General features: G+C 68.7%; 14 protein-coding genes. 6 read left to right on the plus strand and 8 right to left on the minus strand.

The window, feature by feature from the left end; genetic code table 11:
- Positions 1-10 precede the first annotated feature (10 nt).
- From QZ772_RS14445 to serA, 5 genes are all read right to left on the minus strand, one after another.
- Entirely contained in the window at positions 11-445 is a 435-nt protein-coding gene (locus QZ772_RS14445) for an HIT family protein (protein ID WP_295527499.1), read from the minus strand.
- The gene (locus tag QZ772_RS14450) at positions 442-4,320 is read right to left on the minus strand and encodes an FAD/FMN-binding oxidoreductase (protein WP_295527502.1); all 3,879 of its coding nucleotides are present in this window, start codon (positions 4,318-4,320) and stop codon (positions 442-444) included. Before QZ772_RS14450 ends, QZ772_RS14445 begins: the two co-directional genes overlap by 4 nt.
- Before the next feature lie 121 nt (positions 4,321-4,441).
- The gene (locus tag QZ772_RS14455) at positions 4,442-4,834 is read right to left on the minus strand and encodes a VOC family protein (protein WP_295527505.1); all 393 of its coding nucleotides are present in this window, start codon (positions 4,832-4,834) and stop codon (positions 4,442-4,444) included.
- A 40-nt stretch (positions 4,835-4,874) separates the two neighbouring features.
- Positions 4,875-5,276 carry a DUF488 domain-containing protein gene (locus QZ772_RS14460; RefSeq protein WP_295527509.1) on the minus strand — a complete coding sequence of 134 codons (402 nt, stop codon included), beginning with the start codon at positions 5,274-5,276 and terminating at the stop codon, positions 4,875-4,877.
- A gap of 139 nt (positions 5,277-5,415) precedes the next feature.
- Complete coding sequence (serA, locus tag QZ772_RS14465) at positions 5,416-6,648, minus strand: phosphoglycerate dehydrogenase (protein ID WP_295527512.1); 1,233 nt, start codon at positions 6,646-6,648, stop codon at positions 5,416-5,418.
- A gap of 200 nt (positions 6,649-6,848) precedes the next feature.
- Between serA and ugpB the strand changes: the two genes are divergently transcribed.
- The 6 genes from ugpB to QZ772_RS14495 all read left to right on the plus strand — a co-directional run bounded on the left by ugpB (position 6,849) and on the right by QZ772_RS14495 (position 14,578).
- Positions 6,849-8,159 (plus strand): sn-glycerol-3-phosphate ABC transporter substrate-binding protein UgpB, encoded by a 1,311-nt coding sequence (gene ugpB / locus QZ772_RS14470; RefSeq protein WP_114802835.1) that lies wholly within the window; start codon positions 6,849-6,851, stop codon positions 8,157-8,159.
- A 145-nt stretch (positions 8,160-8,304) separates the two neighbouring features.
- Positions 8,305-9,186 (plus strand): sn-glycerol-3-phosphate ABC transporter permease UgpA, encoded by an 882-nt coding sequence (ugpA, locus tag QZ772_RS14475; protein ID WP_294376932.1) that lies wholly within the window; start codon positions 8,305-8,307, stop codon positions 9,184-9,186.
- A 12-nt stretch (positions 9,187-9,198) separates the two neighbouring features.
- A complete protein-coding gene (gene ugpE / locus QZ772_RS14480; protein WP_295527516.1) occupies positions 9,199-10,050 on the plus strand; it encodes a sn-glycerol-3-phosphate ABC transporter permease UgpE in 852 nt (283 codons plus the stop codon).
- 143 nt (positions 10,051-10,193) lie between these two features.
- Positions 10,194-11,201, plus strand: coding sequence for a sn-glycerol-3-phosphate import ATP-binding protein UgpC (locus QZ772_RS14485; RefSeq protein ID WP_114802837.1), 1,008 nt, complete (start codon positions 10,194-10,196; stop codon positions 11,199-11,201).
- 48 nt (positions 11,202-11,249) lie between these two features.
- Entirely contained in the window at positions 11,250-11,996 is a 747-nt protein-coding gene (gene ugpQ, locus QZ772_RS14490) for a glycerophosphodiester phosphodiesterase (RefSeq protein WP_295527520.1), read from the plus strand.
- A gap of 128 nt (positions 11,997-12,124) precedes the next feature.
- Positions 12,125-14,578: a DUF3772 domain-containing protein gene (locus QZ772_RS14495; protein WP_295527523.1), complete on the plus strand. Its 2,454-nt coding sequence runs from the start codon at positions 12,125-12,127 to the stop codon at positions 14,576-14,578.
- Positions 14,579-14,667: 89 nt separating this feature from the next.
- Here the strand turns inward: QZ772_RS14495 and QZ772_RS14500 are convergent, their stop codons facing one another.
- The 3 genes from QZ772_RS14500 to QZ772_RS14510 all read right to left on the minus strand — a co-directional run bounded on the left by QZ772_RS14500 (position 14,668) and on the right by QZ772_RS14510 (position 19,784).
- Positions 14,668-15,636, minus strand: coding sequence for a tripartite tricarboxylate transporter substrate binding protein (locus QZ772_RS14500; protein ID WP_295527525.1), 969 nt, complete (start codon positions 15,634-15,636; stop codon positions 14,668-14,670).
- Between the two features lie 77 nt (positions 15,637-15,713).
- Entirely contained in the window at positions 15,714-18,029 is a 2,316-nt protein-coding gene (locus QZ772_RS14505) for an arylsulfatase (RefSeq protein WP_295527528.1), read from the minus strand.
- Positions 18,030-18,116: 87 nt separating this feature from the next.
- A complete protein-coding gene (locus QZ772_RS14510) occupies positions 18,117-19,784 on the minus strand; it encodes a GMC family oxidoreductase N-terminal domain-containing protein (protein WP_295527530.1) in 1,668 nt (555 codons plus the stop codon).
- Between the last annotated feature and the right edge of the window lie 26 nt (positions 19,785-19,810).

Consider the following 19,810-nt stretch of genomic DNA (forward strand, 5'->3'; position numbering starts at 1 on the left):
CTCATCAAGATCAACGGCGCGCGAGCGCGGCCACCATGGCCGACTCCGCCGCAGGCAGGCGGGCCTGAACGTCCTGTTCGCGCGCCATGTCGCGCGCCCGGCGGGCCTCGGCCCACACGGGCGAGGGAAAGTGGCTGTCCCAGTCGAAGCGCGCGATCACATGCCAGTGCAGGTGCGGGACCATATTGCCCAGCGTGGCCACGTTCATCTTGGCGGGCGCCAGCGCATCGCGCAGCACACGCTCCACCGCCGCCACCACGCGCATGCACTCGGCACGCTCGTCGTCGGACAGGTCGGAGAACTCCGCCACGTGCGCCGTCCAGACCACGCGGTAGAAGGCCGGAAAGCCCGCCTCCTGCGCATGGATGACGCGCCACTGTGCGCCCTGGGCGACCACACGGCCACCCGGCTCGGTACACAGCGGGCAGCCAGCGACCGCACTCACACCAGCACCCGCTCGATCCCACCCGCATTGGCGGCCGACACGTACTCAGGCATCCAGTTCTCACCCAGGATGCGGCGCGCCATCTCGACCACGATGTAGTCGGCCTCGAGCAGGCCGTTGTTCAGGTCATTGCCGTAGCGCGACAGGCCCTGCAGGCAGCTGGGGCAGCTGGTGAGGATCTTCACGTCGCCCTGCGCCGGCAGCGCATGGGTGGCGCGCAGCGCGGCCTCGCCCTTCTTCAGCTCCTCTTCCTTGCGGAAGCGGATCTGCGTGGAGATGTCGGGCCGCGTCACGCCCAGCGTGCCCGACTCGCCACAGCAACGGTCGCTCTTGAGCACCTGGTCGCCGACCAGCGACTTGACCGTCTTCATCGGGTCCTGCAGCTTCATGGGCGTGTGGCAGGGGTCGTGGTAGAGGTAGGCGGCGGCGTTGGCCTCCAGCTTGATGCCCTTCTCCAGCAGGTATTCGTGGATGTCGATGATCCGGCAGCCGGGGAAGATCTTGTCGAACTGGTAGCCCTGCAGCTGGTCGTAGCAGGTGCCGCAGCTCACCACCACGGTCTTGATGTCAAGGTAGTTGAGCGTGTTGGCGACGCGGTGGAACAGCACCCGGTTGTCGGTGATCATCTGCTCGGCCTTGTCGAACTGGCCCGAGCCGCGCTGCGGAAAGCCGCAGCACAGGTAGCCCGGCGGCAGCACGGTCTGCACGCCGGCGTGCCACAGCATGGCCTGCGTCGCCAGGCCGACCTGCGAGAACAGCCGCTCCGAGCCGCAGCCCGGGAAGTAGAAGACCGCCTCGGTCTCGGGCGTCGTGGCCTTGGGATCGCGGATGATCGGGACGTAGTCGGCGTCCTCGATGTCCAGCAGCGCGCGCGCCGTCTTCTTGGGCAGGCCGCCCGGCATCTTCTTGTTGACGAAGTGGATGACCTGTTCCTTGATCGGCGCCGCGCCCAGGCTGGCGGGCGGATGCGCGGTCTGCTTCTTGGCAGCGGGCCGCAGCAGGTCGTTGGCCAGGCGCTGGGCCTTGAAGCCCACTTCGACCATGCCCGTGCGCATCGCCTTGATGGTCGACGGATTGGTCGCGTTCAGGAAGAACATGGCCGCGGCGTTGCCGGGCCGGAAGCTCTTCTGGCCCATCTTGCGCAGCAGGTTGCGCATGTTCATCGACACGTCGCCGAAGTCGATCTTTACCGGGCAGGGCGTCAGGCACTTGTGGCAGACAGTGCAGTGGTCGGCCACGTCCTCGAACTCCTGCCAGTGCTGGATCGACACGCCGCGGCGCGTCTGCTCCTCGTACAGGAAGGCTTCCACCAGCAACGAGGTGGCGAGGATCTTGTTGCGCGGGCTGTAGAGCAGGTTGGCGCGCGGCACATGCGTGGCGCACACCGGCTTGCACTTGCCGCAGCGCAGGCAGTCCTTGACCGAGTCGGCGATGGCGCCGATGTCGGACTGCTGCATGATGATCGACTCGTGCCCCATCAGCCCGAAGCTGGGCGTGTAGGCATTGGTCAGGTCGGCATGGCGGGCGTCGGCCGGCGCCGCATCGCCGCGCAGCAGCTTGCCCTTGTTGAAGCGGCCTTCCGGATCGACCTGCTGCTTGTACCGCGCAAAGGGCGCCAGCTCTTCGTCCGACAGGAACTCCAGCTTGGTGATGCCGATGCCGTGCTCGCCCGAGATCACGCCGTCCAGGCTGCGCGCGAGCTTCATGATGCGCTCCACGGCCTCGTGGGCCGTCTGCAGCATCTCGTAGTCGTCGCTGTTGACGGGGATGTTGGTGTGCACGTTGCCGTCGCCGGCATGCATGTGCAGCGCCACCCAAACACGGCCCTTGAGCACGCGCTTGTGGATGGCCTCGCACTCGGCCAGGATCGGCGCGAATTCGCTGCCACCGAAGATCTTGGTCAGCGGGGCGCGGATCTCGGTCTTCCAGCTGGCGCGCAGCGAATGGTCCTGCAGTTGCGGGAACAGCGCTTCCACGTCGCCCAACCAGCTCTGCCAGCGGCCGCGCACCTCGCGCACCAGGGCCACGGCCTGCTGCACGCGACCTTCCAGCAGCTCGGCGGCGGGAATCTCGTGCGCATCGTCGCTCTTGCCCAGCGGCAGATTGCCGCGCGAGAGGAAGGCTTCCAGCTCGTGCGTGAGCCGGATCTTGTTGCGCAGCGACAGCTCGATGTTGATGCGCTCGATGCCGTCGGTGTACTCGGCCATCCGCGGCAGCGGGATCACCACGTCCTCGTTGATCTTGAAGGCGTTGGTGTGGCGGCTGATGGCGGCGGTGCGCTTGCGATCCAGCCAGAACTTCTTGCGCGCCTCGGGGCTGATGGCGATGAAGCCTTCGCCCGAGCGCGAGTTGGCGATGCGCACCACCTCGCTGGTGACGCGGGCCACCGCATCGGCATCGTCGCCGCTGATGTCGCCGAACAGCACCATCTTGGGCAGGCCGCCGCCGTGCTTCTTGCTCTTGGTGGCGTAGCCCACGGCCTTCAGGTAGCGGTCGTCCAGGTGCTCCAGGCCCGCCAGCAGCACGCCACTGCGCTTCTGCTCGGCGAACATGAAGTCCTTGATCTCGACGATCGAGGGCACGGCGTCCTTGGCATTGCCGAAGAACTCCAGGCAGACGGTGCGGGTGTGCGCCGGCATGCGGTGCACCACCCAGCGGCAGCTGGTGATCAGGCCGTCGCAGCCCTCCTTCTGGATGCCGGGCAGACCAGCCAGGAACTTGTCGGTGACGTCTTTGCCCAGGCCTTCCTTGCGGAAGGTGCGGCCGGGGATCTCCAGCCGCTCGGTGCGCAGCGGCGTCCTGCCGTCGGCTGCGAAATACTGCAGCTCGAAGACGGCGCTGTCGACGTCGTGAATCTTGCCCAGGTTGTGGCCCAGGCGCGTGACTTCGAGCCACTCGGCCTGCGGCGTCACCATGCGCCAGGAGGCCAGGTTGTCCAGCGCCGTGCCCCACAGCACGGCCTTCTTGCCGCCGGCGTTCATGGCCACGTTGCCGCCCACGCAGGAGGCCTCGGCCGAGGTCGGATCGACCGCGAAGACGAAGCCCGCGCGTTCGGCCGCATCGGCCACGCGCTGCGTGACCACGCCGGCCTCGGTCCAGAGGGTGGGCACCGCGCCTTCGACGCCGGGCAGGCTCACCATCTCGACCTCGGTCATGGCTTCGAGCTTCTCGGTGTTGATCACCACGCTCTTCCAGGTCAGCGGAATGGCGCCGCCGGTGTAGCCGGTGCCGCCGCCGCGCGGGATGATGGTCAGGCCCAGTTCGATGCAAGCGGCCACCAGCGCGGCCATCTCGGCCTCGGTGTCAGGCACCAGCACGACGAAGGGGTATTCGACCCGCCAGTCGGTGGCGTCGGTCACGTGGGCCACGCGCGAGAGACCATCGAACTTGATGTTGTCGCGCGCGGTGCAGCGGCGCAGCACGCGCTGGGCCTTCTGGCGCAGGGTCGCCAGTTCGTCGAAATGGGCGGAGAAGCCGTCGATGGCCTGCTGCACCAGCGTCAGCAGCTCGCCGACCAGGGCATCGCGCTGCGCATCGTCTTGCGGCGTTCGGCGGCGCTGCACCTCGGCCAGGCGGTGGCGCAAGGCCTCGACCAGCTGGCCGCGGCGGCGCGGGTTGTCCAGCAGGTCGTCGACCAGGTACGGGTTGCGCTGCACCACCCAGATGTCGCCCAGCACCTCGTACAGCATGCGGGCGGAGCGGCCCGTGCGGCGCTCGTCGCGCAGGCTCTGCAGCAGCTCCCAGGCCCGGCTGCCGAGCAGGCGGATCACGATCTCGCGGTCGGAGAAGCTGGTGTAGTTGTACGGAATCTCGCGCAGACGCGCCGGCTCGGCGGCCTGCGACAGCAGCGCATTGAGCGCGGTCGGGGCATTCATCGGGGGAAGGCGCCACGGCAGGGCGCCTCGCGCCCTTGAACCGGGGGGCGGATTTTAGTCGGGGCCCTTGTGGCAGCGCTCGGACAGGCCCATGGCGGCCGCAGCCGGCCCGCCGAGCGCGCTAAACGGTGATCTCGATCCGGTTGCCCTCGGGGTCGAGCACGACGCTTTCGTAGTAGCCGTCGCCCGTACGCCTCGGGCCATCGAGCAACGGCGAGCCACGACGCTGTAGCTCCCGGGTCAGCGCGTCGACCCGGGCCTCGCTGCCCACGGCCATGGCCAGATGGGTGAGCCCCATGCGCTGGCTGCCAGGTGCGGACGCAATGGGCGCGAGGGTGGTTGTGGTCATGAACTCGATGCGCGCGCCGTCTTCGAAGACCACGAAGCGGGACGCGAATCCCTTCGTGAGGTTCTGGTACAGCGGCCCAGGCTGTCCGCCGAAGGCCTCCGAATAGAAGGCGCACATGGCGTCCAGGTCGTTCACCCAAAAGGCGACGTGATCGATGCGTGGCATGGGACTGGGGAAGGAAGCGACGGTCGCGGGCAACGGATTTTCAGGCCCTGTCGTCGTTCGCGAACACCGCGCCGCGGGCGGCGAGCAGTTCGCGCAGGACCGAGCGATGGCAGCGGCCCTCATGCTCGCAATAGCAGCCCACGGACAGGCTGGCGTTGCGCGACAGGACGGCCAGCAGGTCGAGCGACTGCTGGGCCTCCGGCGTGTTCAGTTCAGCCTTGAATTTACGGACGAAGGCGGACCATTGCTGCGGCGTCTCGGCCTCGCGCCCCTGCTTCATGGTGTCGGCCGAGGGCGCCAGGACCGGGAACCAGACGTCGTACCAGTTGCCCGACGCAAAGGCCGCCTTGGGCACACCCCGAGGCGGGCGGCGGACGGTTCCGATGCGCGTGCCTTCGTCGGCGGCACGCGGCGATCCCAGCTGAACGACTCGAAGCGGCATGGACGCTCCCGGCAATGACAAGGGGCGCCATCGTACGGCCACCCGCGGCAAACAGGCCATCAGCCGCGGCTTTGACGGCGTGGCATGCGGGCCCCGAGAGGCCCGGGGGCTCACGCCAGGGCAGGCCGCGCAGCCGTGACTAGAACAGCACCCGGCTCTTGATCGTCCCCGGCACCTTGGCCAGCGCCTCGTGCGCCACGTCGGACGAGGCAGCGTCCACGTCGGTCACCACGTAGCCGACCTTGTCGTTGGTCTGCAGGTACTGCGCGGCGATGTTGATGTGGTGGTCGGCAAAGACCTGGTTCACCGCCGACAGCACGCCCGGCACGTTGCGGTGGATGTGCAGCAGCCGGTGCTTGCCCGGATGTGCGGGCAGCGCCACCTCCGGGAAGTTGACCGAACGCGTGGTGGTGCCGTTGTCGCTGTAGCGCACCAGCTTCTCGGCCACCTCGACGCCGATGTTGGCCTGGGCCTCCATGGTCGAGCCGCCGATGTGCGGCGTAAGGATCACGTTGTCCAGCCCGCGCAGCGGCGACTGGAACTCGTCCTTGTTGCTCTTGGGTTCCTTGGGGAAGACGTCGATGGCGGCGCCCAGCAGCCGGCGCTCGCGCAGCGCGGCGGCCAGCGCCTCGATGACCACCACCGTGCCGCGCGAGGCATTGATGAGGATGGCGCCCGGCTTCATGGTGGCGAGCTCGGCCTCGCCGATCATCCATTGCGTGGAAGGCAGCTCGGGCACATGCAGGCTCACGATGTCGGACTGGGCCAGCAGCTCGTCCAGGCTGCGGGCCTGGCGCGCATTGCCCAGCGGCAGCTTGGCCACCACGTCGTGGAAGACCACATGCATGCCCAGCGCCTCGGCCAGCACCGACAGCTGCGCGCCGATGGAGCCGTAGCCCACGATGCCCAGCGTCTTGCCACGGATCTCGAAGGCGTTCTCGGCCGTCTTGAGCCAGCCGCCGCGGTGGGCGGCGGCGTTCTTCTCGGGCACCCCGCGCAGCAGCAGGATGGCCTCGGCCAGCACCAGCTCGGCCACCGAGCGGGTGTTGGAGTACGGTGCGTTGAACACGGCCACGCCATGCTCGCGCGCCGCGTCCAGGTCGATCTGGTTGGTGCCGATGCAGAAGGCGCCCACGGCCACCAGCTTGGGCGCGGCCGCGAACACCTCGGCCGTGAGCTGCGTGCGCGAGCGGATGCCCAGGAAGTGCACGTCCGCCAACCGAGCCTTGAGCTCCTCGCCCTCCAGGGCGCCCGGCAGCGTCTCCACCTGGGTATAGCCGGAGGCCTGCAGCAGTTCGACCGCGGAAGGATGGATGCCTTCCAGCAACAGGAACTTGATCTTGGCCTTGTCCAGCGAGGTGGTCTTCGTCATGCCCGGCATCAACACGTTTGTCAAAACGGTCGAGTATGGTTCAAGCCTGCTGCACCGCCGCAGCGCGGCCGGCCCGCCCCGGCCGCAAAAAGGGTTTCCCCGCTTGAGCAGTCACCGCCTGCCATGCGACAACCCGCCGTCTTGCTGTCACAGAACAGCCATAGTCTCTTCACTTTTGTAATTCGCATCCAGGAGTCTTCATGCGATTCACGCAACTTGCTGCAGCCGCCACCGTGGCCGTCATGGCCGCCGTTCCGGCGCACGCACAGACCGAGATCCAGTGGTGGCACGCCATGAGCGGCCCGCTGGGCGAGTGGGTCAATGACCTCGCCAAGCAGTACAACGAAAGTCAGAAGGAATACAAGGTCGTCCCCACCTTCAAGGGCACCTATGACGAGTCGATGACGGCCGCCATCGCCGCCTTCCGCTCGGGCAATGCGCCGCACATCCTGCAGGTCTTCGAAGTGGGCACCGCCACCATGATGGCCTCCAAGGCCGCGATCAAGCCGGTGGCCGAGGTGATGAAGGAAAGCGGCGTGAGCTTCGACCCGAAGGCCTACATCCCTGCCGTGGCCGGCTACTACACGGCCCCCAACGGCCAGATGCTGAGCCTGCCCTTCAACAGCTCGACGACCATCTTCTACTACAACAAGGACGCCTTCAAGGCGGCCGGCCTCGACCCCGAGAAGGCGCCCAAGACCTGGCCCGAGGTCGTCGCCGCCGCCGCGAAGCTCAAGGCCAGCGGCCACAAGTGCCCCTTCACCACCAGCTGGATCAGCTGGACGCAGCTGGAGAGCTTCTCGACCTGGCACAACACGCTGTTCGCGACGCGCAACAACGGCTTCGGCGGCACCGATGCGCGCCTGGCCTTCAATTCGCCGCTGCACGTACGCCACTTCGAGAACCTGGCCAACATGGCCAAGCAGGGCCTGTTCGTCTACAAGGGCCGCGGCAACGTGCCGGACGCCGCCTTCCCGGCAGGTGAATGCGCCATGATGACCGGCTCGTCGGGCCTGTACGCCCGCGTGGCCAAGGACGCCAAGTTCGCCTATGGCCTCTCGACCCTGCCCTACTACCCCGACGTCGAAGGTTCGCCGCAGAACACCGTGATCGGCGGCGCCAGCCTGTGGGTCATGGCCGGCAAGAAGCCCGCCGAGTACAAGGGCGTGGCGGACTTCTTCAAGTTCCTGTCCAACGCCGACGTGCAATCGGCCAGCCACAAGCGCACCGGCTACCTGCCGATCACCCTGGCCGCCTATGAGCTGACCGAGAAGTCGGGCTTCTACAAGGAGAAGCCGGGCACCGATGTGGCCGTGACGCAGATGATCCGCAAGACCACCGACAAGTCGCGCGGCATCCGCCTGGGCAACTTCGTGCAGATCCGCACCATCATCGACGAGGAAACCGAGCAGATCTGGTCGGGCAAGAAGAGCGCCAAGGAGGCCCTGGACGCCGCGGTGCAACGTGGCAACGAGCAGCTGGAGCGCTTCCAGAAGGCGAACCGGAGCTGATGCCCACCGCGCGGTTCGCGGCGCGCCAGCGGCCCCTGCCTGCTTGCCCGGCCGGGCGGGCGGCCAAGCTGCCGGCAAGCTGACGCCGCAGTAGACTCGCACGCCCGCGCTGACGCCAGCCGGGCGTTTTCGTTTTCAGAGCCCCATGGAAAAACGCGTCCTCTTCCGATCCTCCTGGCTGCCCTGGGTGCTCATCGCGCCGCAGATGGCGGTGATCCTGGTCTTCTTCTTCTGGCCCGCCAGCCAGGCGGTGCTGCAGTCGATGCAGAGCGAGGACGCCTTCGGCACATCGACCGTCTTCGTGGGGCTGGAGAACTTCCAGCACCTGTTCCAGGACCCGGCCTACATCGAGTCCTTCAAGGTCACGGCCATCTTCTCGGTGCTGGTGGCCGGCTGCGGCATCGCGCTGTCGCTGGTGCTGGCCATCTTTGCCGACCGCATCCTGCGCGGGGCGCTGGCGTACAAGACCTTTCTCATCATTCCCTATGCCGTGGCACCGGCCATTGCGGGCGTGCTGTGGGTGTTCATGTTCTCGCCCTCCATCGGCGTGGTGGCCTACGGCCTGCGCAAGATGGGCTACGACTGGAACCACCTGATCAACTCCAACCAGGCGCTCACCTTGATCGTGGTGGCGGCGGTGTGGAAGCAGATCTCGTACAACTTCCTGTTCTTCCTGGCCGGCCTGCAGTCCATTCCCAAGGCGCTGATCGAGGCGGCTTCCATCGACGGCGCCGGGCCGCTGCGGCGCTTCTGGACCATCCAGTTCCCGCTGCTGTCGCCCACCACCTTCTTCCTCCTGGTGATCAACGTGGTCTACGCCTTCTTCGACACCTTCGCGCTGGTGCATGCCACCACCGAGGGCGGCCCGGGGCGAGACACGGCCATCCTGGTCTACAAGGTCTGGCACGACGGCTTCCGCGCGCTGGACCTCGGCGGCTCGGCCGCTCAGTCGGTGGTGCTGATGCTGATCGTCGTTGCGTTGACGGTGGTGCAGTTCCGCTACGTCGAGAAAAAAGTCCAGTACTGATCGAATCACCCCATGGTTGAACGACGCCCCGGCCTGACGGTCCTTTCGCATGTGGTGCTCCTGCTGGGCATCCTGGTCATCGCCTTCCCGATCTACCTGGCCTTCGTGGCCTCGACCCACACACGCGACGAGATCGTGCAGGTGCCCATGCCGCTCACGCCCGGCAGGCACCTGGTGGAGAACTACACCGCCGCCCTCACCGGCACCGCCGAGACGCAGGGCTCCAAGGCGGCGGTCGGACGCATGATGTGGGTCAGCTTGGTCACGGCGCTGGTGATCGCCATCGGCAAGATCGCCATCTCGCTGTTGTCGGCCTTTGCCATCGTGTACTTCCGCTTCCCATTCAAGAAGCTCGTCTTCTGGATGATCTTCGTGACGCTGATGCTGCCGGTGGAGGTGCGCATCCTGCCCACGTACAAGGTCCTGTCGGACCTGAACATGCTCAACACCTACGCGGGCCTGACGGTGCCGCTGATTGCCTCGGCCACGGCCACCTTCCTGTTCCGGCAGTTCTTTCTGTCAGTGCCGGACGAACTGGTGGAGGCGGCACGCATCGATGGCGCGGGACCGATGCGCTTCTTCAAGGATGTGCTGGTGCCGCTGTCGCAGACCTCGATCGCAGCCCTGTTCGTCATCCAGTTCATCTACGGCTGGAACCAGTACCTCTGGCCGCTGCTGGCCACCACCACCGAGGACATGTACCCGGTCGTGATCGGCATCAAGCGGATGATCGCCAGCGGCGACGCGGCCAACGACTGGAACATCATCATGGCGACGGCCATCCTGGCGCTGCTGCCGCCGGCCGTGGTGGTGGTGCTGATGCAGAAATGGTTCGTCAAGGGCCTGGTCGACACCGAGAAATGAGCCCACCCCCGTTTCTTGCTCACTTCGTGTAGCCGAATCCCCCCTCAAGGGGGCGACACCGACGGCTCGGCGGAGCCGGTTCCGTGGTGTCTCCCGCCTGCAGCGGGCCACCCCCAACGTCGCAACCTATTTCCAGTTCTTTTATGTCCGGTATTTCCCTTCGCAACGTCATCAAGCGCTACGGCAAGGGTGCCAAGGCCAATCAGGTCATCCATGGCGTCTCGGCCGATATCCGGGATGGCGAGTTCGTCGTCATCGTGGGGCCTTCGGGCTGCGGCAAGTCCACGCTGCTGCGCATGGTGGCGGGGCTGGAGGAGATCTCCGCCGGCGAGATCGCCATCGGCGGGCGGGTGGTGAACGACGTGGAACCGGCCAAGCGGGACATCGCGATGGTGTTCCAGAACTACGCGCTCTACCCTCACATGACCAACTTCGACAACATGGCCTACGGATTGCGCATCCAGGGCGTGCCGAAGGACGAGATCAAGACCCGGGTGGACAAGGCGGCCAAGATCCTCGAACTGGGCCACCTGCTGGAGCGCAAGCCGCGCGAGCTGTCGGGCGGCCAGCGCCAGCGCGTGGCCATGGGCCGCGCCATCGTGCGCCAGCCGCAGGTCTTCCTGTTCGACGAGCCGCTCTCGAACCTGGACGCCAAACTGCGCGCCCAGACCCGACTGGAGATCCAGAAGCTGCACCGCGAACTGGGCATCACCTCGCTGTTCGTGACCCACGACCAGGTCGAGGCCATGACGCTGGCCCAGCGCATCATCGTGATGAACGGCGGCGTGATGGACCAGTTCGCCACGCCCGAAGAGGTCTACCACCGCCCCGCCACCACCTTCGTGGCCAGCTTCATCGGCTCGCCGCCCATGAACCTGCTGAAGAACGCGCCGGGCGTGCCGAGCGGCAAGATCCTGGGCATCCGCCCCGAGCACATCGCGCCGCATGATTCGGGCTGGACCGTGAACGTCGAACAGGTCGAACTGCTGGGCGCCGAGCGACTGGTCTATGGCCGCATCGGCGACGAGCAGATCGTGATGCGCACCGATGCCGACAAGCCTGCGCCCAAGGTCGGCGACACGCTGCGACTGGGCGCGAGTGAAGAGCGGCTGCACTGGTTCGATGCCGGTTCCGGAAAAAGATTGGAGTGACACCCCCATGCCGCCTCGCGGCTTGCTGAGTGAACTCCAAGGTAAGTCATGAACATCCTGCATCCCTGGCCCTATCCCCGCTGGATCGCCCACCGCGGCGCCGGCAGGCTCGCGCCCGAGAACACGCTGGCCGCCTTCCGCCTCGGCGCGGAATACGGCTACCGCATGTTCGAGTGCGATGCCAAGCTCAGCCAGGATGGCGTGGTCTTCCTGATGCACGACGCCACGCTGACGCGCACCACCGGCATGCCCGGCATCGGCGGCGATCAGCCGTGGGCCGCGCTGTCGCAGCTGGACGCGGGCCGCTGGCATTCGCGCCGCTACGCCGGCGAGCCGCTGCCCACGCTGGCCGCGCTGGCGCGCTTCTGCCTGGCGAACGGCCATCTGCTCAACATCGAGATCAAGCCCACGCCCGGGACCGACGCTGAGACCGGTGCCACAGTCGCGCGCGAGGCCGCGCGGCTGTGGACGGACGCGGCCGTGCCGCCACTGCTCAGCTCCTTCCGCCCCGATGCGCTCGCGGCTGCACGCGATGCGGCTCCTGCCTTGCCGCGGGCCCTGCTGCTCGACGCCATGCGCGGCGACTGGCTGGACATCGCCCGCCAGCTCGGCTGCGTGGCCATCGTCTGCAACCACGCGCTTTGGGATGCGCAGACCGTGGCCGACGCCCGCGCCGCCGGCTTCCGGCAACTGAGCTACACGGTGAACGACGAATGGGCGGCGCAGCGGCTCATCGACCTGGGCATCGACGGCATCATCACGGACCGGGTCGACCTGTTCTCGCCGGCGGGCTGACCGCCTGATCGTCTGGCGCCCATGCGCGCTTGAAAGCTTTCGGCCTCTGGAGGGCGTTGCGTGCGGCGGCCCACGCTGCCAGCGCCGGCCGACAGGCCCGGCAGACCGCGCTGCCTATGATCCAGCGGATGCGCCCGACTCCGCGTCTTCTCTTCCTGTTTGCCCTCTGGCTGGCCTTGTGGACGGGCCTGTCCCACCTGCCCTCGGCCTGGGCTCAGCCGGCTGCCGGCGCCGGGACCCAGGCCACGCAGGCCGATGCGCCGGCCGACATCGCCACGCTGCGATCCCAGCTCACCGCCCTGCCCAAGTCGGCCGAGACGAGCGAGGAGGCCCGCCTGCTGGTGCGCCAGGTCGATGCCATCGGCACCGCGGCGCAGAAGCTGATCGACCTGCGCACGGGCCAGCTCAACGACCTGAATGCGCGCCTGGGTGAGCTCGGACCGGCGCCGGCGGCCGGGACCACCGAAGACCCCGACATCACCCGCCAGCGCGCCACGCTCACGCGCGAGCGCAATGGCGTCGATGCCGACATCCGCCTGGCGCGGCTGGTGGTGGTCGATGCCCAGCAGCGCGCGACCGAACTGCTGAACAAGCGCCGCCAGGACTTCGAGGCGCGGCTGACCGAACGCACCGCCTCGCCGCTGTCGCCCGTCTTCTGGCGCGCCATCGCGGGCGCGTGGCCGGACGACCGCGACCGGCTTGCGCCGCTGCTGGACGAACTGCGCACGGCCGCCGCCGCAGCGCTGTCGCCCGCGAACCGTGGCGTGGTACTGGGCGCCCTGGCTCTGGTGCTGCTGCTCATCACGCTGGGCAACATGCTGGCCGAGCGCGGCCTGGTGGCGCTGGCGCAGCGCGCCCTGCCCGGTGGAAGGCTGCGGCGATCGTTGCTGGTGATCGCCGTGGTCTTCGTGAACATGCTGCTGGTGGCGCTGGCCCTGCATGGCTTTCGCGGGTTGCTGGAGGACCGGCAACTGCTCGGTGAGGCGGCGCGGGAACTGATCAAGGAGCTGATCGGCGTCGCGCTGTTCATGACCTTCGTGCTCAGCCTGGGCCGCGCCCTGCTGGCCAATGCGCGGCGCTCCTGGCGGCTGCCGCCCATCGCGGACGCCATGGCGCTGCGGCTGCGGCCCTTTCCGCTGCTGGTCGCCATCGTCGGCGCGCTGGTGTGGATTCCGGCGCAGGTGAATGCGCTGGTCGAAGCCAGCTATGCAGCCCTGCAGGCGACCCAGGCGGCCACGGCCGCCGCCCTGACGCTGCTGGTGGCGCTGCTGATGTTCCGGCTGCGTCCGGCGGCCACCGGCGGCGGCGGCGACGCGCAGGTCGGGTCCGGGACCGACGCCGGCGGAAGTGCGGATGCCGGCGACGGCCCCTCGCCTACCCAGACGATCCGCCCCGTGTGGGTGGGCCTGCTGCGCGGGCTCGTCGGCGTGGTGCTGCTGGCCGTCGTGGCGCTGCTCGTCAGCGGCTACGTGGCGCTGGCCAGCCTGGTGGCCAGCCAGCTGATCTGGACCGGCATCGTGGGCTGTGCCTTCTACGTGCTGTTCAAGTTCGTCGACGACCTGTGCATGGCGCTGCTCGCGGCGCGCAGCGCCACCGGGCAGCGGCTGGCGGCCAGCTTCGGCCTGCAGCCCACGCGGCTGGACCAGGCCGCGGTGCTGCTGTCGGGCGTGCTGCGGCTGGCGCTGTTCTTCTACCTCGTCATCACGCTGATGGCGCCGTTGGGCACGGGCCCTGAAGAGGTGGTGCAACGCTCGGGCCAGTTCGGCAGCGGCCTGCAGGTGGGCGAATTCCAGTTCGTGCCCGCCGCGCTGTTCAGCGCGCTGGCGGTGCTGGTGGCCGGCTTCATCGCCCTGCGGGTGCTACGCGTCTGGCTGGACACGCGCTACTTCCCGGCCTCGGGCCTGGAGCCCGGCATGCGCAGCTCGCTCACCACGCTGCTGGGCTATGCGGGCGGCGTGCTGGTGGTGGCGATGGCGCTGTCGGCGCTGGGCATCGGCATCAACCGTATCGCCTGGATCGCCAGCGCCCTGTCGGTGGGCATCGGCTTCGGCCTGCAGGCCATCGTGCAGAACTTCATCTCGGGCCTGATCCTGCTGGCCGAGCGGCCGGTGAAGGTGGGCGACTGGGTGGTGCTGGGCACCACCGAGGGCGACGTGCGGCGCATCAATGTGCGCGCCACCGAGATCCAGCTGGCCGACCGCTCCACCGTGATCGTGCCCAACTCGGAGTTCATCACCAAGACCGTGCGCAACATGACGCTGGCCAATGCCGAAGGCCGCGTGCTGATCCGCCTGCCGATGCCGCTGGCCAGTGATGCACGCCATGTGCGCGAGCTGATGCTGGCGGCCTGCGCGGCCCATCCGTCCATCCTGCCGACACCGACGGTGCCGGTGTCGCTCGAGGGCATCGAGAACGGCATGCTGATTTTCCAGGCCATCGCCTACGTCAACAGCCCGCGCGTGGCCGGCGGGGTGAAGAGCGACCTGCTCTTCACCATGCTGGAGGACTTCAAGCGCGCGGGCCTGCCGCTGGTCACGCCGGTGGTAGCGGCAATGCCGCCGGCGCCCGCGCCGCTGGCCTGAGCGGCAGAGGACCGGGGAGGGCTGAAACCGGGGGCCTGCCGCGATCAATCGGGCTTGTGCTCGGCAGGAGCGCGCCGCGGGCGCGCCACTCACTCGGGCCGGTAATCCATCATCCGGATCGTCTCGCCGAAGCGCTGCCAGTCCGACTTGACCAGCTGCGCGAATTCGGCCGGCGGCGCGCCACCCGGCGCAAAGCCGACGTTGAGGTACAGGTCGCGCATCTGCGGCGCGGCGATGGCGCGGGCGATCTCCTGCTGGAGGTGTGCGACCGCGTCGGAAGGCGTGCCGCGGGGCGCGAACACGCCGATCCAGCCATCCATCTCCACGGAGGGATGACCCAGTTCCCGGATGGTGGGCACATCGGGAAAGGCCGGCAGGCGCTTGGGGCCCAGATAGGCCATGGCCTTGAGGCGCCCGGCCTTGATCAGCTGCCCGACCGAACCGGCAGCCGGGCCCCAGCCCAATGCGACCTGCCCGCCGGCGATGTCGCGCACCTGATCGCCCGAGGCCTTGTAGTGCACCGCCGCCATGTCCACGCCCAGCGACTTGCCCAGCAGCACGCCGCCGAAATGCGAGATGGTGCCGGGGCTGTAGGTGCCATAGCTCACGCTGCCCTTGGGCTGGGCCTGCAACCATTTGGCCAGACCCGCGAAGTCGTTGGCCGGCATCGACGGGCCGGTCAGCAGCAGCAGACTCCCGCGGCCCATGTCCGTCACCGGCATGAGATCGGTGAGCGTGTTGTACGGCCAGCTCGGATAGGCCTGCGGATTGATGACCACGCCGGCCTGGACCGTCACCAGCAGCGTGTTGCCGTCCGGCGGGCTGCTGGCCACCACCTGTCCGCCGATGCGGCCCTGGGCGCCAGCGCGGTTCTCGACCAGAACCGGTCGGCCCAGGCTCTGGCCCAGGCGGTCGGCCAGGGGCCGCAACAGCGCATCCATGCCGCCGCCGGGCTGGTCGGTGGTGACGATGCGCAGGGGCGTCTGCGCCCGCGCCGGCCAGGGCGCGAAGGCAGGCAGGGCCGCCAGGCCGGCGGCAAGCAGTTCTCGGCGTTGCATGGTTGTCTCCTCTGGTTGTGTGTCGGTGTCGCCGTGTCGTCGGGATGGCGGCGATGGCGTGCGGCGCGCTGCACTACTTACTGCCGGGCCATCTCCACCAGCGCCAGCAGTTCGGGATCGAGGCGCTGCAGCGGATCGAGCTGGTACTCGACGCGGAAAAGCCGTGCCCCCTGAAGCACGAAGGGTGCCTCGTAGTGCGAGACCGGGCTGCCACGGTCCAGCCCGATGTCCAGGCCCGAGAAGGACACCTGGCTGTTGAAGCCCAGCATGCGCGTGTCCAGCCGGCCCACCGGCTCGCCGTCCATGAGCAGCGTGGCAGTGCGGGTGGAGGGCATGATGGTCATGCCGATCACCGGCAGCCGCACCCGCACCCAGGGCCCGAGCCGCATCTGCAGGCCCAGCACATGGTGGCCCGGGGCAAAGGGCCGCTCCGAGACGATGAGGTGGTGGCGCCCGCCGACGTTCATGTCGTGCACCAGGTGGCCGTTCTTGAGGTACAGGCTGTAGCCGCAGGTGGCGTCGCCATGCGCCACCAGCACGCCCTGGGCATCAGCGTGGTCGATGCGCACATAGGCATCGATGCGGTAGTCACGGCTGCGCACGTCGGGCGCCACGTCGTTGGGCAGGTGGCCCATGCCGGCATGCAGCACGAAGTGCGTGCGCGGGCCGTGCACGCGCCGGCCGTTCTCGGCGAAGCGTGGCGCGAAGCGATCGTCCAGCGGCAGCACCTGGTTGGCCTCGGCCTCGCGCCACCACAGGGTCTTGAGTGCCTCCAGCCGCTCGGGATACACGGCGGCCAGGTCGCGCGTCTCCGAGAAGTCCTCGTCCAGGTGGTAGAGCTCCCACGCGTCGGCATCGAAGGGCGTGTTGACCGCATGCCAGGCCACGGCCTTCCATCCCGCGTGCCACAGGCCCCGGTGGCCGAACATCTCGAAGTACTGCGGACCGCGCTGCCAGGCGGCGGCGGGGTCGCGCAGGCAGGCGGCGAAGCTCTGGCCGGTCATGGGCTGCGCGGCCACGCCCTCGACCTGCGCCGGCGGTGCCAGTTGCAGCAGGTCGAGCACCGTGGGCGCGAGGTCGCTCACATGGCAGAAGCCCTTCCACAACGCGCCGTCGCCGGCGATGCCGCGCGGCCAGGAGACGACTAGCGGATCGCGGATACCACCCCCATGCGTGTTCTGCTTGTAGCGCTTGAGCGGCGTGTTGGCCGTCATGGCCCAGCCGTAGGGGAAGTTGCTGTGCGTGTCGGGCCCGCCGATGTCGTCGATGCGGGCGAGCTTGGTCTGCAGTGTCTCCTGCAGCAGGTTGAAGGGGCCCATGGCATTGACCATGCCGAGCGGGCCGCCTTCCTGACTGGCGCCGTTGTCGGAGAGCACGAGGATCAGCGTGTCGTCGCGCAGGCCCGCTTCCTCCAGGAAGGCGACCAGCCGCGCCAGATGCTGGTCGGCATGGTCGAGCATGGCGGCATAGGCGGCCTGCAGGCGGGCGAACAGGCGCTGCTGCTCGGACGGCAGCGCGTCCCAGGCCTCGACGCCCGGATTGCGCTCGGGCAGCTGCGTGCCGGGCGGGACGACGCCCATCGCGATCTGCCGCGCGAGGCGGCGGGCGCGCTCCTCGTCCCAACCATGGGCGAAGCGCTGGTCATAGTGCGCGATGAGTTCGGCTGGCGCTTGATGCGGCGCGTGGCAGGCACCGAGCGCCAGAAAGGTGAACCAGGGCTGGCGCGGCCGGTCGGCCTGGTGGTCCGCGATCATGCGGATGGCCTGGGTCACCAGGTCCTCGGTCAGGTGGTAGCCGGTCTCGTAGGTGCCCGGGGCGGCGATGAGCGTGTTGTCCTGGACCAGCTCGGGGCTGTACTGGTCGGTCTCGGCATCGAGGAAGCCGTAGAAGCGGTCGAAGCCGCGGCGCAGCGGCCAGCCGTCGTAGGGGCCGCCGGGGCCGGTCTCGCTGACGGGCGTGACATGCCACTTGCCGACCATGTAGTTGTTGTAGCCGTGGGGACGCAGCATCTCGGCCAGCGTGGGCGCGTCGCGGGCGATCTTGCCGCGATAGCCCGGATAGCCCGAATCAAAGTTGGCCAGGCAGCCCATGCCCACCGCATGGTGGTTGCGCCCCGTGAGCAGCGAGGCCCGCGTGGTCGAGCACATCGCCGTGGTGTGGAAGCCGGTGCAGCGCACGCCCTGCCGCGCCAACGCGTCGATGGTGGGCGTGGCGATGTCGGAGCCGTAGCAGCCGAAGTCGGAGAAGCCGACGTCGTCGAACAACACCACCAGCACATTGGGCGTGCCGGGCGCGGGACGGGCGGGCTCGGGCCACCAGGGGCGGGATTCGGCCAGGGTGCGGCCGGCGTGGCCCTGGTAGGTGGGGGCTTCGGGCGGTTGGGCGACGGGCATGGGCGGACTCCTGGATCGTCGGTGCCGGGGCGGGCGGGCGGGCGATGGGCGGCTGGCGAGGTCTGGGGCGGTCTGGGACGGGACGGACTACGCGACCGACAGGGCGGCCGGCTCGTCCACCGATGTGGTCGCTGCAGCCGGCGCGGTGCGTCCGCGGATCAGGTCGGCCGCCTTCTCCGCCAGCATGTAGGTCGGCGCATTGGTGTTGCCGCCGATCAGCCGCGGCATCACCGAGGCGTCGACCACGCGCAGACCGTCCAGGCCGCGCACACGCAGTTCGGGGTCGGTGACGGCCTGGTCGTCCTGGCCCATGCGGCAGGTGCCGACGGGGTGGTAGATGGTGTCGGCGGTGGCCCGGATGTAAGCCTCCACGCCCGTGCGGTCGGCCGGGTCGGGCTCGGCACGGCCGGGAATGCCGCGCACGTCGGCAAAGGCCGGCGCCGCGAGGATGCGGCGGCAGATGCGGTAGGCCTCGACCATGGCCGCCATGTCCTGCGGATCGGAGAGAAAGGCCGGGTCGATGCGCGGCGGCGCATGCGGGTCGGCGCTGTGCAGGCCCACCGTCCCGCGCGAAGCCGGTCGCAGCACACAGGCATGCAGGCCGTAGCCATGGCCGGGCATCTGGCGGCGGCCATGGTCCTGCACCTGGGCGCGGGAGAAATGAAGGCCGATGTCGGGCCGAGACAGCCCGGGCCGGCTGCACAGGAAGGCGCCGGCCTCGTTGAAGTTGGTGCTGAAGCAGCCCTCGCGCTGGCGGCGCCAGCGGCCCCAGTGCTGGAACAGCGACACCAGCCCCTGTGGCGTGCGGCCGAAGAGTTCCAGGTCGAACCAGCGCCGCGAGAGCACACAGTCCAGATGGTCCTGCAGGTTGCGGCCCACGCCCGCAAGCGCATGGCGCACCGTGATGCCCTGCGCCTGCAGCACCTCGGCCGGCCCGATGCCCGAGAGCATCAGCAGCTGCGGACTGCCGAAGGCACCGGCGCACAGCAGGGTCTCGGCGCGGGCCGTCAGGCTGCGGCGCTGGCCGTCGACCGACACGTCCACGCCGGTCACGCGCCGGCCTTCCATGCGCAGGCCCAGCGCATGGGCGCGGGTGATCACGCGCAGGTTGGGCCGGTTGCGCGCCGGTGCCAGGTAGGCACGCTGCGCATTCCAGCGCTCGCCGCCGTTCTGCGTAACCTGGAACCAGCCCACGCCCTCCTGCTGCGCGCCGTTGAAATCCGGGTTGAGCACATAGCCGCATTGCACGCCCGCCTCCAGGAAGCGCTCGTTGAAGGCGGCCGGCGAACGGATGTTGGAGACCTTCACCGGCCCATCCGTCGCATGCAGCGCCGAGGCCGGCAGCGAGGTGTTGCCCTCGCTGCGCAGGAAGTACGGCAGCACCTCCTGCCAGCCCCAGCCGGTGCAGCCGAGCGCGGCCCATTCGTCGTAGTCGGCCGGATGGCCGCGCACATAGATCATGGCGTTGATCGACGAGCTGCCGCCCAGCACCTTGCCGCGCGGCTGGTAGCCGCGGCGGCCGCCCAGACCGGGCTGCGGCTCGGTCTCGAAGGCCCAGTTCATGCGCCGCGTGGGCACGGTGCCGATCAGGCCCATCGGCACGGTCACCCAGCCGCTGGCATCGCTGCCGCCGGCTTCGAGCAACGCGACGGTGACGCGCGGGTCCTCGCTGAGCCGTCCCGCCAGCGTGCAGCCGGCCGTGCCGCCGCCGACGATGATGTAGTCGAAGTGCTCTTCCTTGTTGTTCTCGGGCATGGCGCGTCTCCTGAACGCTGGGGAGG

It is taken from the genome of uncultured Pseudacidovorax sp., assembly GCF_913773995.1.
Taxonomy (GTDB): domain Bacteria; phylum Pseudomonadota; class Gammaproteobacteria; order Burkholderiales; family Burkholderiaceae_C; genus Xenophilus.